We start from the raw sequence: 15,721 nt of genomic DNA on the forward strand, positions 1-15,721 counted from the left end.
CATTCCGCGCAAGTCAAGCCCAGGCGCCAGTGATCCTCTCGTGACGCTCACAGTGGCGCGCCACAACCGGGGTCTTCACCGCCTGCGCAATGTGCAAGGGCCGGCATTATCGAGATCGAGCTTGGCGGCGGCGCGAGCGCGTTGACCGGGGCGTGGACACGGAGGCGCTGCAGCGGGCTCTTGAGCTTCTGAGACGGCGATGATCCCGATCCCGAGCGGCGTCAGGGTCTGGATCGCCCGGGCACACCGACATGCGCGGGTACGACGCGGGCCAGATCCTGCTCGTGGTGGCCAGCCCAATGCAGAAAGCGGAGAAACGTTCGAATGTAAGAGGTCGCCGCCGTGCGAGTGGCGGAGGTCGCCGAGAGCGACAGCCGATACTCGACGGCGGCAAGGACATGCTCCGCCGTCAACGTCTCGAGGTCTTGGCCGGGGTGGCGATGGCGGAGCCAATCCAGAAAGCGCCGCGCGCCCAAGAGAATGCCATCGCGGGACCTTGGCTCAAGGCCTCGTACCCTGCTTAGATAGTCCGAAAAGAAGCTCAAAAGCGGAGCGTCCGGATCATCGACTACACTGGGCGCCGAAGCAATGAATCGTTCGGGCGCCACTCGCCGCGCGTGTTGAAGCGCGGACACTGCCGCAATCCGCGGAGAGTCCGTGGTGAACGAGTGTAGATAGCAATCGACGATAGCTTCGCCGATCGGCCCCGAACCGCAGTGTGCTGCAGCAAAATGGCTGAACCGCGCAATCCGGCTCAGATAGAGCTTAGCGGATGTTTGCTTGTAACCGAGCGAGAAAAAGTGCCCCGCGATGCGATCCATCTCGGCGCCGAGCGCTCCGTTACGAAGGCGCTTGAGCACCCCGCGATACGAAAAATAGAACTCGAGCATTGTGCCCCTCTGGCGTTGCGGCGCAGGGGGATCCCGCGTCCGCGCAAGAGGCACGAAAATATTATGTGGCGGAGGAATCCAGGCCTGGCCCGCCCTGGCTGGCGTTAGGGCGTCTCCGCCACATAATCGCGTCCGACACATAAGAACGGTTGGACGAACCCGCTCCGCGGGAGGGTATCCGCGTTGAGTGCGGCGTATCCCCCTTGAAGCCAGCCCGTGTCTCTGACTGACCGGGCACCACCCGCACAGCGACGTAATCCACCCGATTTCATCAGCGCTTGCCCCTGACAAGATGGTGTTGCTGCCCGCGCGCAGCGTTCCTCTTGTCAAGGAGTTCGCTATGACCTCGCTTCGGTTACGCATGATGGAAGATATGCAGGTCCGCAACCTGTCGCGACACACGCAGGATTCGTATTTGCTGCAGGTTTCGCAGTTCGCTCGGCATTTCGCTAAATCGCCGGCTTTGCTCGGCCCGGAGGATATCCACGCCTACCAGGTCTATTTGACGAACGAGAAGAAGCTGGCGCCGCGCTCGGTGCAAGTGACCGTCGCAGCGCTTCGATTTCTCTACCGCGTCACGCTCGGCCTCGATTGGGATTTCGACCGGATCATTCCGTGCCCAAAGGCGCCAAAGACACTGGCCGTCATTCTCAGCCCCGAGGAGGTGCTGCACTTCCTTGGCTGCATCGAGAGCTTCAAACACCAGGCGATCCTGACGACATGCTATGCCGCCGGCCTACGTATTTCCGAGGCGACCCGGCTGAAGCCTGAGGCTATCGATCGCCAGCGCATGGTGCTGCGCGTCGAGCAGGGCAAGGGACAGAAAGACCGCTACGTCATGCTGTCGGCCAGGTTGCTGGAGGTGCTGACGGACTATTGGCGCGCCGTGCGACCAACCGGAACATGGATGTTTCCCGGTGCCGTTGCTGGAGAACCGATATCGACAAGCGCCGTGGATGCCACCTGCCGCCAGGCACATCGGATGTCGAAACTCTCCAAGCCGGTAACACCTCATTCCCTGCGGCACGCATTTGCGGTGCACCTGCTCGAAGCTGGAACCGATCTCCGCACTATCCAGCTCCTGCTCGGCCATCGCAGCCTGTCAACGACCGCCCAATATCTGCGGATCGCCACCAACAAGGTTTGCGCAGCGACGAGCCCGCTTGAACTGCTGCCGCGTCCGATCCCCAAGGCTTCCTCGCCACCAACGCCCGAACATTTCTGACGGCCAGTCTCATGGCCCGCTCAGGTCCGGAGGTCGCGGATATATTCCGTCGCTACGGTGCTGCCTGGCGAGAGCAGCACTGGGCCTCGCTATCGACCGAACGACGCGCAGCTATGACTGCCGTCGAGCGCTGCCGAACTTCAGCGCTCGGAGGCCATGTCGAACAGTGCGACCGCTGCGGTGAACGACGGATCGCTTACAACAGCTGCCGTTCCCGCAGTTGCCCCAAGTGCCAGTGGCTCGCCCGAGCGGAATGGATCGAGGCTCGGCGGGAGGAGCTTCTCGATACGCAGTATTTCCACGTCGTCTTCACGGTTCCCGACGAGATCGCCGCGATTGCCTTCCAGAATGCCAGCACGGTCTACAAGATCCTGTTCCACGCGGCCGCCGAGACGTTGCGCACCATCGCTGCCGATCGGCGACACCTCGGCGCGGAGATCGGGTTTTTCGCGGTGCTTCACGCCTGGGGGCAGAATCTTAGCCATCATCCCCACCTCCACTGCGTCGTGCCCGGCGGCGGGCTTTCGCCGGATGGGAGCCGCTGGATCGCGTGCCGTCCCGGCTTCTTCCTACCAGTCGCCGTGCTCTCCCGACTCTTCCGGCGATTATTTCTCGAAGGCCTGCAAAGGGCATTCGAGGCCGGTGAGTTGCGATTCTTTTCGTCATTGGAACGGCTGCGCGATCTCGTTGCATTCCGGCGCTCTCTGGATCCCGCCCGCCAGGTCAACTGGGTGGTATATGCCAAGCCACCCTTCGCGGGCGCTGAGCAGGTTCTGGAATATGTCGGACGCTACACACACCGGGTGGCAATCGCCAACAACCGGATCGTCGATATCGAGGATGGCAAGGTACGCTTCCGGTGGAAGGACTATCGCAACGAGAACCGGCAAAAGGTGATGACGCTCGACGCCGCGGAGTTCATCCGGCGTTTCCTCGTCCATGTCTTGCCCGAGGGATTTCAGCGCATCCGTTATTACGGTTTCATGGGCAACCGCTACCGCAAGCAAAAGCTCGCCCGCTGCCGCGAACTCCTCGGAATGCAGCACTCCGATACTCCGGTGAATCTGAAGGAAGGGCACGATTATCGCGACAAGGTCGAGGAGCTGACCGGGGTTTCCCTGCGGGAATGTCCCTTTTGCCGTCAAGGGCAGATGGTGTGCATCGAGGTGCTCGCGCCGGTTGCGTCACAAGACCCACCGTTTCTGGACACTTCATGACGGTCGGGATTTTTCAATCATTGATCATCGTTCGTTCTATCTGCCAAGGTAGACAGCAGGCATCCTATTGTCACGCCTCCGGCATCGAGCGCTCCAGGCGCGGGCGTCGCCGGTCTTTTCGACCGGGAGACCATATCTTGATTAGAATGTTTCACCATCCAGACCGCATCCAGCATGTCCCCGAAGCCTCAGCGACGGCACTGTCCGTGGGGATGCGGCATCCAATTTCCATAGCGGCACCGGCGCGCTAGGCGGCTTCGTCCAACACGTTTTTAGATTACCGGCGCACTCACACCGACGCACTTTGAAGCTTCGGTGCCGGGCCGCCAATCTAAAAACGCTCTCTATTTTGTTGCGCGCAACATAACCGTATGCTGGCGATCTCTACATCTTCCGGGGTCGCCGCGGCGACCTGGTCAAGATCCTCTGGCATGTCGGGCTGGGCATGTCGCTCTACGCCAAGCGCCTGGATCGCGGCAAGTTCATATGGCCTTCGGCGTCGGACGGGGCGGTATCGATCTCAGCAGCTCAGATGGCCTATATGCTGGGATCGACTGGCGGAATCCGCAACTGAGCTGGCGACCGCGGAGCGCGGGCTGATCCAGGAAAATCTGCGCCTGCCGGCATTTTAGGGAGTCCCAACGCCTCCAATCTGTGATTCACATGCGTCGCATGGATGCCGACCGCGACGCTGTTCCGGATGACAGTGCCGCGCTGAAGAAGGCGCTGGCAGTCGAGGGTACGTGACACGCTGAAGCGGTTTATGCGCGCGGGTCTGGCATGGCACCCGTCCCGGAAGCGATAAGCGACGCCGGGCTGGAGCAACTGCTGTACGGGGTGCCTGGCGTGAAGCCGGGTCGCCGCAAGGTGGCCGAGCCTGACTGGTCCGTTGTTGCCCGCGAGCTCAAGCGCAAGCATGTGACCTTACAGGTGCTGCGGGAAGAGTACATTGCGGACCATCCGAACGGGTACCGATACAGCCGTTTCTGTGACTTGTTCCGCAACGGCCATGCCGGTAAGGCCGGCGATGCCTTCACGAGCCTCGCCGGCGGGTAAGTAAGTGGAGTGTGGGGTGTGTCAGCATTTTCTTCCCTTATAGTGGGAATAGTCCGAGCCTCTGATGTTGGTGTGTATGATCGGCTCGCGCTTGGGGGACGCAGGCGTTGCAACGCGATCGAGCTTCTCGAGGATCGGGTAGTTGCGAGCCTGGATCTCAATCGCACGCAGCGCGGCCGCCTCGAGTGGGCGGCGGCGATCAAGGTGAGACCTCGCATTGCCTCGCCCTAATTGTTACCGGATGCTGAGCCGTTGCCTCACGTAAATTGCTCCCTTGGATCGGGAACGAGCGGGGGCGAAGATGGGATGGCTAAGCATGGCAACGCGGAAGGAACTGACGGCAGCAGCAGGCGCGCGCTATCGGCGTTCGGATCGCGCGAAGAAGGCGCGGATATTGGACGAGTTCGTCGACATCACCGGATACCATCGCAAGCATGCGATGCGACTACTTCGAGGTCAGGAAGACGCACGCCCAGACCGACGGGACGTCGAGTCTATAATGAGGCAGAACACGACGCGCTCGTGCTCCTTTGGGACGCGTCAGACCGGATCTGCGGGAAGCGGCTGAAGGCGTTAATGCCTGCGCTGATTGAGGCGATGGAACGGCACGGCCACCTCGACCTTGCCCCCGAGATCCGCGCCAAACTTTTGGCGATGAGCGCTGCGACGATCGACCGCGCCTTGGTGCGGATCCGAAAGAATTAGGTCGCAAGCGCCGGCGGCATGCGACGCACTCGTTGCGTCGCAGTGTTCCAATACGGACGTCGGCAGATTGCAATGATCCGGCGCCGGGATTCGTCGAGGCCGACCTTGTAGCGCATAGCGGTCCATCTGCGCGCGGCAGCTTCATCCAGACCCTCGTGCTCACCGACATTGCTACCGGCTGGACGGAGTGCGCTCCTCTGATCGTGCGCGAACAGACGCTGTTGAGCACCGTGCTGACGGAATTGCGCAAGCAATTGCCTTTTGCGCTGCTCGGCCTCGATACTGACAATGATACCGTGTTCATGAACGAGACGCTGAAAGCCTACTGCGAGGCGGCCACATCGTCTTCACGCGTTGCCGGCCCTACCGAAAGAATGACCAAGCGTTCATCGAGCAGAAGAACGGCGCCGTCGTGCGCAGGATGGTCGGCTATCGTCGGTTCGAGGGCCTGGAAGCGGCCAAGCTGCTGGCCGAACGCTATCGATCGGCGCGGCTGCTCGTGAACTTCTTCCAGCCCTCGTTCAAATTGATAGCCAAGCAGCGCGACGGGGCGCGTGTGCGCAAGACATACAGCGCGCCGGCAACACCACACCAGCGCTTGGCCGCCGACGCGCGCACGCCCGACGTGGTTCGCGCCCATCTCCAAAAAAATCTATGCCACTCTCGACCCGGTCGCGTTGTTGCGCGATATCCGCGGCGCGCAGGGACGCCTCGCGGCGCTTGCGGATACCCAGCCAATCGTCAATCCTGCTGCGGCATCGCAATCGATTGATCTCTTTCTGGCAAGTCTACGAACCGCCTGGAAGGACGGAGCTATGCGACCGACGGATCGGCCAATCGTGAAAGCGAAGAGAGGCCGGCGCCGTCCCGACCCGCTCATCAGGGCAACGCCGGACTTGCGAAAATGGTTTGAAATCGAACCCTGGCGGACTGGCAGCGAACTGCTCTCCCGGTTGCAGGTGGAATATCCTGGAGCCTATCCGAACAAGCTTCTTCGAACGCTTCAACGTCGACTTAAATCTTGGCGCAGCGAGCAAGCGAACGCGTTACTGTTCGTTCCTACGGAGGAAACGCTTCCGGGGTATGAGGTCACAACACCCCAATGCTGTGCCAGGTGCCAGCGGAGGAGGCCGGGCGCTCCGAAACCCCGGCCATCTCCGCACCCGGCCTCCTCCTCAACCCAAGCCGGGAGCAAAATAAATGAGGCAGCCGATCTCACTCGGGAGCATCGATATGTGAGGCAATACGTCTTCCCACCCAGATCGTCGCGCTATAGCTGCGGCACATCGCTCCCGACATGCGCGTCACGAACGTCTCTCACGTGACCGAGGACGATGTGGCCAGGGCCGAGGCATCGGTGCGGAACCAGGAAGCGGCGGAATTTCCGGACTATTTGGCAGCGCGCTGGCAACCATGGGAAAGCGTGGTGTCGCACCCGAAGACAATGCTGAAATGCAGGAGCGGCTCGTCGACGCGATGGGCGTACAGTTTCAAACCCGCTTGGACGGGCGACTGGCCGAGCATGGTCTGACAAGCGATGCCGATGCCGAGTGGGTGCTCGGCGCCCAGATACGCAACGAGATCGCCCGCGAGATCAAAAGCGCGGTCATGCACCAGGTGCTCGGGAAACTCGGCCTTGAGCTATGAGCGCCCTCGGACTGAAGGGCCCGACGATCCGCTTAGCCGGTCACAAGGTCAAGACAGTCATCGATCCTTTCGAGGACGGGCGTGTCTGCATGAAGCCATTCGGCGAATGAGCTGCCGTCAACTGCCGGTCGCGCGGTCCGTGCGGACGATCACGGTAAAGATGCGCGATCAAAGCGAAGATTCGTATACCGCAATTCATGCGTTCGCGTCCCGCGGCGGCCATTGAAGTCATTGGTCAACGACACATTCATAGGCCGGACGAATAGATGGCGAGCAGACCGAAATCTCAAGTGGCTCTTGTGAAACGTAGGCTATCGATATCCGTCCCCCGCGATCGATAGGACCCTCGCAGCATCATACTCGAATCCAGATCGCGAAACATGCTGTAATTCCGTCGGATCCATTGATGCAGCTCGGTAGACCAGTCCTTCTCGTTGCGCAGATATCCAGTGAAGGAAAAGCTAAGCCGGTCTATATATCTCTTGAGGAACAGCGAAAGTGCGGGAATCCGAAGCACCCGCTCGCCATCCATCGCTTCAGGTAATCCGCCGCGTAGCACGAATTCATTGTGGACGGTGACCAGCGACGCCGGCGGAATTCGCCGCCGCAGCATTTCATAACCGCGAAAGGAGATACGGTCAGCGCTCGCGACGAAGAGGATGATAGGAACGACATAGCAGCGCGCCGTCTCCTTCATGAAGCCGATCTCCTCGCACATCTTGAAGAATTCGTCGAAGGCGTGAAAGCCGAGATCGATTACCTTGGGTACCCGATCGTGGATGATAAGAGGATCCATCAGCTGCATCTTGCCGTAAGTGTCGATCACATCCGCGGTCTCCGTGATGTTGGGGAGGTAGTCGAGCAATGACGGCTCTTTCAAGTTGACATCAAAGGACAGCGCTGTGCCGTTTTTCAGCAGCAAGAACTCGCTCATGGCCCGAGCGATGAGGGTTTTACCGACCTGCGGGCTAGGAGAGCAGATGATGTAGATGGGGGTCGCTAACATAGCCAGCAGATCAATTTCGTTCCGTACGTGGGCCCGATCTGAGCCCACCGAATGTGCGACTACTTCTCGCCGGCCCGGGTGCCAGACTTGGCGCCGGCCAATTCCGTCAAGTTGATGCGATCAAATTCGCTCCAGACATTTGCCAGCCAGTGCCGGACATAGCCGCGCAGCACGAAGGAGTTGTTCGCGGGCTCATCGTTCCTCCCCTTGTTTGCGACGAAGTCTAGGAATGGGACGGATGCGACTTCCACCTGCTCATAAGCCATCTCGTTAAGCTTCGGTATGACCAACTCAGTCGCATGTTTGATGCGGTGAAAATAGGAATTATAGGTCGCTTGATCCCACTGGAAGAATTGAGTGTCGTTGATGAAGTTCTTGACCAGGTAGTACTTTGCGCCGCTCATGAAGGTCGCGGTTTCCGCGATCTCGTCTAGCGAAGCGATGGATGATCCCAGGATATGGAACACGGCAAATGTGATCTGGCCAGACCGTGCCGAGTCCAGAAATCCGATGTCGCGCAAGGAAGCCAACGCAGAGGACAGTAAGCCTGCGCGAGCATCGATGACAGTGACGGACAGCCCTGAGTTCAGGGTATCGAAGATTTTCATCTGGTCCGCCGTCGTCGTCATGTCGACGATCTGGGTGATCTCGGGATAAAATCGCTTCAGCGTTCCCCGCGGCGACTCCGTGTCGAATGCGCGTGTTTGCACGTTGTTTACGCTGAAGTAGTCCAGTAGCGTTCGTGATACGGTCGTCTTGCCGACTCCTCCCTTGTCCGCACCTACCACAATTACAACTGGTTTCACCATGAAAACATCTCCTGAGACACTCGCTGTTGCCGCGCGCAAAGTGCGCAATCGGCGCGTCTCTGCTTTGGGTGTGAACATGGCAGAAAGAAGGGGCAATGAACCTTCGATGCGAGAGCTCTGCAACCGACGAACGTTTTCAACATTAAGCGAGTGACGTCGTGTGACGATGCGGGCCCGAGAATGGGTAGTAATCACTTGTACCGGTGATCTACGTGAGGTTTGTGGACAGCTGGAATGCGCGCCGCCAAGAACCAACTGCCTGCCTGTGGTGATCGTTGCATTGCCATAGGTTATCTATCGACGCCGTCGCTGCCGCTTCTAATTTACATGAAGCGACCGAATCTTACGTAGCGTCAGATTGCGAGCTCGATGAAAGCGCAAATCGAGGCGGTCTCGAGCGGCCACATGGTAACTGCCCAACGAGCGAATATCTCCGCGAGCCAAGGCGGGTGGCTAGACGCACTCTGCGCGCAAGAGCGAGGCGCTTGCTAAGCGCCTGGGCTGCTAGAAAGTTAATTGGGGGGCGCCTTCGGGGCGGCGTCTAGCTGCTCGGCGCCTGGCGGGAGTGTGGTCCTTTGTTCTTCCATTTGTCCTTGTGCTTGGTGGGATCAAGCACCATCATCGAGTCACTTACCTCAAGAAAGCCCAACGCTGCTGCGCGGGCTTTCGCTTCCGGATTGGAAGAGTGGGAGAGAACGAGCGGTTCGTGCCGTCGATCCGGAGCTGATGTTCAAGCAAGATATCGCCCGCGTTATCGACAAGCGGATGAGTAACCCGGAAAGCTATTGTTGAGGTGATTTCATCTCGCCCAGGAAATTTTTCGCGCCAATCATTGTTGCCCTCGAACAGCTCACTCATGCGACTTCCGGGTTCCGTTCTCAGGAGCCCGACGCTCTTGTTCCCAAGCTGATAGCTGAAATATCGCGCTTTCTCCGAAATTGACTTCATGCCGAAGCGAAACGCAACGTCCGCTGTGCGTTGAGCCTTTCGGGACACCCAGCTAGAGTATCGCTGCGGATTAGCAGCAATATCCTCTATGTCTCCTCCATAAAACTCTGCCAGCTTGTGCTCGAATGAAGATCTAGAGATCTCAACCGGTGGCTCGTCAACCAGCGCGTATGGCGGGACTGCCGTCGAAGATGGATCAGAGGAGAAACTCGATGGCGCCGAATTCAGGGTAGAGAATATATCCGCGAACCTTTGGCTATCCGCGTAGGCGTACGGGTCGCGCTCATTCTCACTTCATCGGGCTCGGAAGCACGTTGGGTATTGGATAAATTGTTGGTACGCTGAAACATGACACTTCCTATTTGTATCGACGACATGAGGGTCGCGGGGGCTGCCGCCGATTGAGATTCCGCGCTCATAGTAAGCCTAGCTGTCGGCAAGATGACAGCTAGGCCTCAAGACTTCGCCATTCCGATCCGCTCTTGTTCGCTGCGCTATCTCGAACGAGCCAATGCGTGCCGGCCGTCCGCCTGCGGTGCTGGGTCGGCGTCGTCGACCTCCCTCTTGCCTTCAAGGGCGAGAGACAGTTTGAAATTGTTGCGCAGCATCGGGTTTGCGGGTTCCGCTGCGAGAGCTTGGCGGTATAGTTCTTGGGCCTCCTGATGTCGGCCCTCGTGATCGAGAACAACTGCTTTGGCATTCAATGCGCGCAGGTCGCCAGGGGCTGCCAATAAGACGCCGTCGAGCAACTCTAGCGCATCATTCGGACAGTTGCGTGCCAGCAGGGCTCGCGCAAGAGGAATCGCCGCATCGATGTTGTTCGGCTGTTGCTTCAATGTATCGCGCAGAGCCCCTTCATCAGGATCCCGGCTGAGGGTGTACGAAATGCGCTGGCGCACGGCAGGGTCAATCTCTTTGCTGCCTGCGAGGTCTGATATGGACGTCTGCTGCGGTGAAACACCCGATCTATCCGAGATAGCGCAACCCGCGAGCAGCACAACGGCGAGCATTGCGAGCAGAGCTGGCCACGCCCCCGGAAGAATGGAGCACAAGCGCCTCCGGCCCCTGATCTCATTTGAATTCATAGGCTTTCTCATGACGAGCTGCTGTAAACTGTTAACCCGCAGCGGGAAGGAGCCCGCCACGTTCCGGGGAAGGGACCCTGTCCTTGGAAGCTGGAAGCTTAATGGATCCAATCGGTTGAACCGTGAAATCCGCGGCGAGATCTTGATAGGATAGGACGGGCAGGTCGATCCCGTTGCGCGTGAGAAAGCCACGCACGAAACGCCGGATGTCCATCGATCCAAGAATGACAGGCTGACTCTTACTTTGTGCGATGGTCGAATGGATGTGACGGAACTGTGCAAGCAGCTTCTCGCTCTGCCATTCATCCAAAACGAGGTATGGGCCGACAGCAGTTTCGCGCACCGCGCCGCGCACAATTTCCTCGCTCTCGCGCTCAATGATAAAGGCGGCCACAACACGATGAGCATTAGCATAGCGAAAGCAGATCTGCCGCTTCAGAGTAGCACGAACATATTCAGTGAGCAGGACGGCGTTTTGCTCGCGTTCGCTCCACTCTGCCAGCGCCTCCAGGAGCAAGCGGGTGTTGCGGATGGGGATGCCCTCATCGAGCAGCCGGCGCAGGACCTCGGCGATCCGAGGGACGGTGGCCGTACGCAGCACCTCCTTCACCAAGTCGGGGTATTCCTGTTCCATCCGGGCGAGCAATTGGCGGGTCTCCTGGATGCCGACCAGGCGCTGTGCATAGCGTGTCAATGTCGAATGGAGACGTAAGGCAAGAATCTCGCTCGGTCGGTGATATCCGATGCCGGCTGCTTTGAGAGCGGCTGCATGCCGTTCTTCGATCCAGACCCGATTTGTCTCCGGGTCTTGCCGAAAGGGGAGGCCGCTCAATTCGATGTTTGCCAAATCGTCATTGAGCACCAGTTGGGTCGGATCGATCACATCGCGTTCAACTGGCACACTGTCGACATCCACCCTGAATTGCGACGTGGACAAGTTCTGCCCAATCTGGGCCGGTATGCGCGGAACGGTGATGCCAAGATCCGCCGATACCAGTGTTGAAACACGCGCAATGCACTGTTCCAGCTCGTCTTTGTCAATCGAATGCGTCAGGTTCGGTGCAAGAAATAAAGCAATCGGAAGTGCTTCCGCATGCACGGCTTGCTTCTGAGGCGGCGCAGGGGCCGGCGCCGAAGCGACGCCGTCAGCGCCTGTCTTAACGGCAGCCTTGTCAGCTTTCGCGCCGACCTTGATATAGCTTGCCGCAGCAAAAAGAACAGCCAGGGTGACGAACGGCGGCAAAGGGAAGCCTGGAACGAGCCCCATGAATACCATAACGCAGGCGGCTAATCTAAGCGCTTGCGTGCTCGCGGTGAGTTGGTGAACGATATCGGCGCCGAGTTTGAGCTTGGAAGGCCCGTTCACACGCGTGACGATGGTTGCGGCCGTAATTGACAGCAGCAACGCCGGAATCTGTGAAATAAGTGCATCACCAATCGTGAGGAGGGTGTATTGATGCAGCGCTTCATCGAGCGACATACCCTTGGAAAGCAGACCGATGCTGATTCCGCCGAGCATATTGATGCAAATGACGATCAGTCCGGCGATCGCGTCGCCCTTCACGAACTTCATGGCGCCATCCATGGCGCCATGAAGTTGGCTCTCTTGTTCCAGCGCGGCGCGCCGGCGACGTGCTTCGTGTTGATCGATATGGCTGTTGCGCAATTCGGCGTCGATCGCCATCTGCTTGCCCGGCAGCGCGTCGAGTGTGAAGCGGGCCGACACCTCTGCGACACGCTCGGCGCCCTTGGCAAGAACCATGAATTGAACCATGGTCACGATCAGGAATATGACAATTCCGACAGCGATATTCCCCGATATGACAAAATCGCCGAAGGTGTGGATGATGCTGCCGGCATCGCCCTCAGCAAGAATCAGTCGCGTTGTTGCAATAGTCAGCGCCAGACGAAATACCGTCGAGATCAGGATGACGCCCGGCAAGGACGAAAAATCGAGCGGCGTGCTGAGATAGAGGGCAACCATCAGCAGCAATATAGCAAAGCCGAGATTGAAGCCGATCAGCATGTCGATCACAATGATTGGGATCGGCATGATCATCATGCCGATCGCCAGAAGCAGCATCAAGGCGACCATGAAATCCGGGTGGGCCGGCGCGCGCACGACGAAGTTACGCAAGACGTTGGCCATGAAAGATCCCTATTGCTGTTTAATGAAGGCTGTGCTCGCGCGCAGTGACACATAGCGCTGGAAAACATCACGAGCCTCGGTCATGCGGCCGGCGTGTCGCAATGCGTGACTACGCAAGAGCGTCATAGGCACGCGTGAAGAGGGGTGCACATCGAGCGCGTCCAGCCGATCCAGCACATCAAGCGCTTCATCGCCAAGGCCCTCTGCGATAAGAGTGTAGGCCAGGATGCGGAGCAGATCGACGTCGTGGGAATGCTCGCGAGCTGCGATTCTCAGCAGAGCCAGACTCTGTGCACTCTGCCCGCACGCGAGGTGGACATAGGAGAGGGCGCAGAGCAGGTCGCGCTCCGGCCCGGAGATCGACAAGATATCGCCCGATTTGGAAGCTTCCGGTGCCAACGTGGCGGGGACATGCTGCAATACATTAGGCTCGGCCATCGCTTAGCCCTTGATTATGCTGTTTTGATTCTGCCGGAGCAGAAGCAGCCGGCGCAGCTCCTGCTGCAGGATTGCCAGACACTCACAAGCCGTCTTGTCGTCTGGCGTAGCCTCCAATGTCTGGGTTAGGCGCTCCAGAAGAACACCATGCTTGTCCGCGCGCAGCACGTCCGGATGACGTAGACGTGGAATGACGAAGGAGAGTAGGCCGTGTGAGAGATTGGACCCATAAAGCGAAGCCAGTACTACGCGTGGGTCGATCTCATTTGCGCCGGCACCCATCTCGAACAGAGCGACGCCCGAGACGGCGTTGATGGAGTTGACCTCGAGAGCGGCTTCGCTCGCGCCTTCAATTGGCAGATTCTGCGCGGGCGCGTCTCGCCACGACGCCCGTTTCGTGCCCCCATCTGCATGAGCAACTCCGACTTCCATATCGGCTTGCGAGGAGGACGAGCCGATAGCCGGTGCGTTCTGGCCCGCGTCCAATCCCTGCAATGGGGTGCCGGGCCCTACAGCGTGCTGGGGCAGCCTAGCCATCGACTTCTCCTTCTTTCTTGCAGGGTAGACACTCTAATATGGCAAAGCAGCAAATCGGCCGTTGCGGCTGAGCAGCACTCGCCCATCCTCAATTCGGTCGACGGTCCATCCATTGCTTAATAGCGCACCCACGAAATACTTTTGGCCGCCGATAAGCAGATAAGGCTCGGTTCCACGCCAAACGGCTTGGACAGCGATCGAAGACGGCGTCTTCTCCTCCTTGACCGTGACTGCATTCACAAGGGTAGGAGTGCCGTTGGTTTGATGATCGAACCATTGCTGGATTTGTTTCCATTTTGTGATGAGGCTAGGCGTAACAGTGCCTTCCGCAGTGACAACGCCGGAGCCAGCCCCGATCTTGACATCAAGAAGGCCCGCTCGCTCGACCTCCTGCCGTAGCAATTCGGCGATTGCATCAGCGTCGCTCGCTTCATAATGATTGATGGTTGGTTTGGCGGCAACCTCGGCTGCCGGCAATGAATCAGTACTCAGCACCCCCGCGCTGTCGGTAGGACCGAAGATAGTTGAGACGGTGCCAATCGCGACAGAGCTGAGCAAGAGGAGACTGAGTGCCACGATCAAGCCACGTGAGCGATTGCTGGGACTAGCTTGCGGGAGATCCTGCGCCGACCAGCGGATTGACATCGCGCCAGCATGAACGATCGCAGGAAGAGGTACACTGACGCGCTCCCCTGAGGTGATACTTTCGTGGCCGTCTACGCTGATACCAGCACCAAGCGCCTCCACTTCGATCGAATCCCGCTGTGGGATGATGCGAAGGTGATGCGGTTCGAGCCCTTGTTCAACGAAGATCATATCGGCATCGAGGCCGCTGCCGACAATACTGTGCCCGGCCGCCGCCTTGCCCTTAAGCCCGGTATAGAGTCCCGATAGCACCTCGAAGTCGAGGGAAATCGATTCGGTCACGGATAATCTCCTGAATAACGAGAGAAGCCGTACGGCAGTGCCGTACGGCTGATTCAGAGTTCGTCATTCACAACGCGGCCATGATAAGCGACGCGATGAGCCACCCGTCTTGCAGAATTACTGAACGCGCTCGTCGGCGATCTTCTTCTCGGACGAGAGCTCGGTCGTGATTCTGCGCATTGCCACGGCCTGCTCCTGAACCTTATGGCTAACACGCTCGAACTCAGCCATCTGATTCTGGAAGCCAGCATCCCCGGTCGCCTGGGCGCCAGTCGCGCCACCGTTACCGCCAACACTATTAACTGCCATGTCGATTCACCTTTCTTCGTCGTATGTTGCTAGTTTGTGCTCTGTTACGTCGCGCGGGCGGGCGAAACGATGGCAGGAATGGAAAGAAACATGGGCTCGCCCCCGAGCGTGCTAAGGCTAAGGTTCAGCTCCGGGTTCTTGCCGAGAGTCGGCCTGGTGTGTACGCTGCTTTCCTCGCCGGCGTCTTTGGTCTCGGCGGCCTTAGCGGGGCCACTCTTCTCGGGCTCCAGGTTAAGGACAACCTTATCAAAGACCTTGTCGACTGTCCCGCCCAAGGCAGAACCAATCGCCGCTCCGGCGGGGCCGCCAAGCCATCCGCCCGCAGCGCTTCCGATCATTTCTCCGATCATCAGTTTCTCCTATGCTGTCTTGTTACGCTCAATAGACGACTCCTCGCCTAGAGTTCAGCGTGCTCATGCTAGGGGCGCTACCTTTCCAGAAGCTGACGAGTCATCCGAAGGGACTGTTGCGGCGGCCCAGCGCTTGCTCGACTTATCGGTTCGCTCAGGCTTGTCTAGCCGCGCGTATGGCTCGGCGCGTCGGAAAGGATAGCGTTACCGTGCTTGCCTGCGTTCATGCGAATTGTTCGTTCTTGCGGAACGAGCGGCGGCGTTTCGGTTGCGTGGAGCGACGCGACCGGCCGGATAAGGCGATCGAGTTGGAGTGACTGGTTGAGTCATCCAGTCCCCAGCTTTGGCCGTTGGCGGATGCCGAAGGGGCGCAGGTTTGGCGAGCCCCTGATGCTGTGGAAGCTGACCGTCTAGTGGCCCGCA

The 15,721-nt window shown here is 59.0% G+C and carries 13 protein-coding genes and 4 pseudogenes; 6 read left to right on the forward strand and 11 right to left on the reverse strand.

All coding sequences use genetic code 11. The annotated features are described in order from the left end of the window. Positions 1-221: 221 nt before the first annotated feature. Entirely contained in the window at positions 222-890 is a 669-nt protein-coding gene (locus tag EI171_RS10410) for a site-specific integrase (protein WP_161533278.1), read from the reverse strand. A 340-nt stretch (positions 891-1,230) separates the two neighbouring features. On the opposite strand from EI171_RS10410, the gene EI171_RS10415 reads away from it, so the two are divergent. The 6 genes and pseudogenes from EI171_RS10415 to EI171_RS10440 all read left to right on the forward strand — a co-directional run. Then, on the forward strand, positions 1,231-2,115 hold the full coding sequence (locus EI171_RS10415; RefSeq protein WP_161533279.1) for a site-specific integrase: 885 nt from the start codon (positions 1,231-1,233) through the stop codon (positions 2,113-2,115). An 11-nt stretch (positions 2,116-2,126) separates the two neighbouring features. Then, on the forward strand, positions 2,127-3,332 hold the full coding sequence (locus EI171_RS10420; protein ID WP_161533280.1) for an IS91 family transposase: 1,206 nt from the start codon (positions 2,127-2,129) through the stop codon (positions 3,330-3,332). A 379-nt stretch (positions 3,333-3,711) separates the two neighbouring features. Then, a pseudogene (gene tnpB / locus EI171_RS46685) lies at positions 3,712-3,906 on the forward strand (IS66 family insertion sequence element accessory protein TnpB); the annotation flags it as partial. 159 nt (positions 3,907-4,065) lie between these two features. After that, positions 4,066-4,334: pseudogene (locus EI171_RS10430) on the forward strand (IS21 family transposase); the annotation flags it as partial. A 355-nt stretch (positions 4,335-4,689) separates the two neighbouring features. Beyond that, positions 4,690-6,196: pseudogene (locus tag EI171_RS10435) on the forward strand (ISNCY family transposase); the annotation flags it as partial. Positions 6,197-6,369: 173 nt separating this feature from the next. Further along, positions 6,370-6,740, forward strand: a pseudogene (locus tag EI171_RS10440) (NEL-type E3 ubiquitin ligase domain-containing protein); the annotation flags it as partial. 286 nt (positions 6,741-7,026) lie between these two features. On the opposite strand, the gene EI171_RS10445 reads toward EI171_RS10440, so the two are convergent. The 10 genes from EI171_RS10445 to EI171_RS10490 form a co-directional block, all read right to left on the reverse strand. Continuing rightward, on the reverse strand, positions 7,027-7,746 hold the full coding sequence (locus EI171_RS10445) for a hypothetical protein (protein WP_161533281.1): 720 nt from the start codon (positions 7,744-7,746) through the stop codon (positions 7,027-7,029). A gap of 59 nt (positions 7,747-7,805) precedes the next feature. Continuing rightward, entirely contained in the window at positions 7,806-8,555 is a 750-nt protein-coding gene (locus EI171_RS10450; RefSeq protein WP_161533282.1) for a hypothetical protein, read from the reverse strand. A 630-nt stretch (positions 8,556-9,185) separates the two neighbouring features. After that, positions 9,186-9,413 carry a hypothetical protein gene (locus EI171_RS10455; RefSeq protein WP_246740486.1) on the reverse strand — a complete coding sequence of 76 codons (228 nt, stop codon included), beginning with the start codon at positions 9,411-9,413 and terminating at the stop codon, positions 9,186-9,188. Between the two features lie 584 nt (positions 9,414-9,997). Then, the gene (locus EI171_RS10460) at positions 9,998-10,513 is read right to left on the reverse strand and encodes a tetratricopeptide repeat protein (RefSeq protein WP_245570261.1); all 516 of its coding nucleotides are present in this window, start codon (positions 10,511-10,513) and stop codon (positions 9,998-10,000) included. Positions 10,514-10,619: 106 nt separating this feature from the next. After that, positions 10,620-12,737 carry a type III secretion system export apparatus subunit SctV gene (gene sctV, locus EI171_RS10465; RefSeq protein ID WP_097669897.1) on the reverse strand — a complete coding sequence of 706 codons (2,118 nt, stop codon included), beginning with the start codon at positions 12,735-12,737 and terminating at the stop codon, positions 10,620-10,622. A 9-nt stretch (positions 12,738-12,746) separates the two neighbouring features. After that, positions 12,747-13,175 (reverse strand): tetratricopeptide repeat protein, encoded by a 429-nt coding sequence (locus EI171_RS10470; RefSeq protein WP_097669896.1) that lies wholly within the window; start codon positions 13,173-13,175, stop codon positions 12,747-12,749. A 3-nt stretch (positions 13,176-13,178) separates the two neighbouring features. Further along, positions 13,179-13,712: a hypothetical protein gene (locus EI171_RS10475; protein ID WP_097669895.1), complete on the reverse strand. Its 534-nt coding sequence runs from the start codon at positions 13,710-13,712 to the stop codon at positions 13,179-13,181. 33 nt (positions 13,713-13,745) lie between these two features. Continuing rightward, positions 13,746-14,639: a hypothetical protein gene (locus EI171_RS10480; protein WP_097669894.1), complete on the reverse strand. Its 894-nt coding sequence runs from the start codon at positions 14,637-14,639 to the stop codon at positions 13,746-13,748. A 117-nt stretch (positions 14,640-14,756) separates the two neighbouring features. After that, positions 14,757-14,948: a hypothetical protein gene (locus EI171_RS10485; protein WP_161533283.1), complete on the reverse strand. Its 192-nt coding sequence runs from the start codon at positions 14,946-14,948 to the stop codon at positions 14,757-14,759. 44 nt (positions 14,949-14,992) lie between these two features. Beyond that, positions 14,993-15,298 (reverse strand): hypothetical protein, encoded by a 306-nt coding sequence (locus EI171_RS10490; protein WP_097669892.1) that lies wholly within the window; start codon positions 15,296-15,298, stop codon positions 14,993-14,995. Positions 15,299-15,721: the final 423 nt, after the last annotated feature.

The sequence above is a fragment of the Bradyrhizobium sp. LCT2 genome (genome assembly GCF_009931255.1).
In the GTDB taxonomy this organism is placed as follows: Bacteria; Pseudomonadota; Alphaproteobacteria; order Rhizobiales; family Xanthobacteraceae; genus Bradyrhizobium; species Bradyrhizobium diazoefficiens.

Excerpts from the sequence above, each read along its gene's own strand:
- EI171_RS10410 (WP_161533278.1), bottom strand. The coding sequence starts at position 890 with ATGCTCGAGTTCTATTTTTCGTATCGCGGGGTGCTCAAGCGCCTTCGT.
- EI171_RS10415 (WP_161533279.1), top strand. The coding sequence starts at position 1,231 with ATGACCTCGCTTCGGTTACGCATGATGGAAGATATGCAGGTCCGCAAC.
- EI171_RS10420 (WP_161533280.1), top strand. The coding sequence starts at position 2,127 with ATGGCCCGCTCAGGTCCGGAGGTCGCGGATATATTCCGTCGCTACGGT.
- EI171_RS10445 (WP_161533281.1), bottom strand. The coding sequence starts at position 7,746 with ATGTTAGCGACCCCCATCTACATCATCTGCTCTCCTAGCCCGCAGGTC.
- EI171_RS10450 (WP_161533282.1), bottom strand. The coding sequence starts at position 8,555 with ATGGTGAAACCAGTTGTAATTGTGGTAGGTGCGGACAAGGGAGGAGTC.
- EI171_RS10455 (WP_246740486.1), bottom strand. The coding sequence starts at position 9,413 with ATGAGTGAGCTGTTCGAGGGCAACAATGATTGGCGCGAAAAATTTCCT.
- EI171_RS10460 (WP_245570261.1), bottom strand. The coding sequence starts at position 10,513 with ATGCTCGCCGTTGTGCTGCTCGCGGGTTGCGCTATCTCGGATAGATCG.
- sctV (WP_097669897.1), bottom strand. The coding sequence starts at position 12,737 with ATGGCCAACGTCTTGCGTAACTTCGTCGTGCGCGCGCCGGCCCACCCG.
- EI171_RS10470 (WP_097669896.1), bottom strand. The coding sequence starts at position 13,175 with ATGGCCGAGCCTAATGTATTGCAGCATGTCCCCGCCACGTTGGCACCG.
- EI171_RS10475 (WP_097669895.1), bottom strand. The coding sequence starts at position 13,712 with ATGGCTAGGCTGCCCCAGCACGCTGTAGGGCCCGGCACCCCATTGCAG.
- EI171_RS10485 (WP_161533283.1), bottom strand. The coding sequence starts at position 14,948 with ATGGCAGTTAATAGTGTTGGCGGTAACGGTGGCGCGACTGGCGCCCAG.
- EI171_RS10490 (WP_097669892.1), bottom strand. The coding sequence starts at position 15,298 with ATGATCGGAGAAATGATCGGAAGCGCTGCGGGCGGATGGCTTGGCGGC.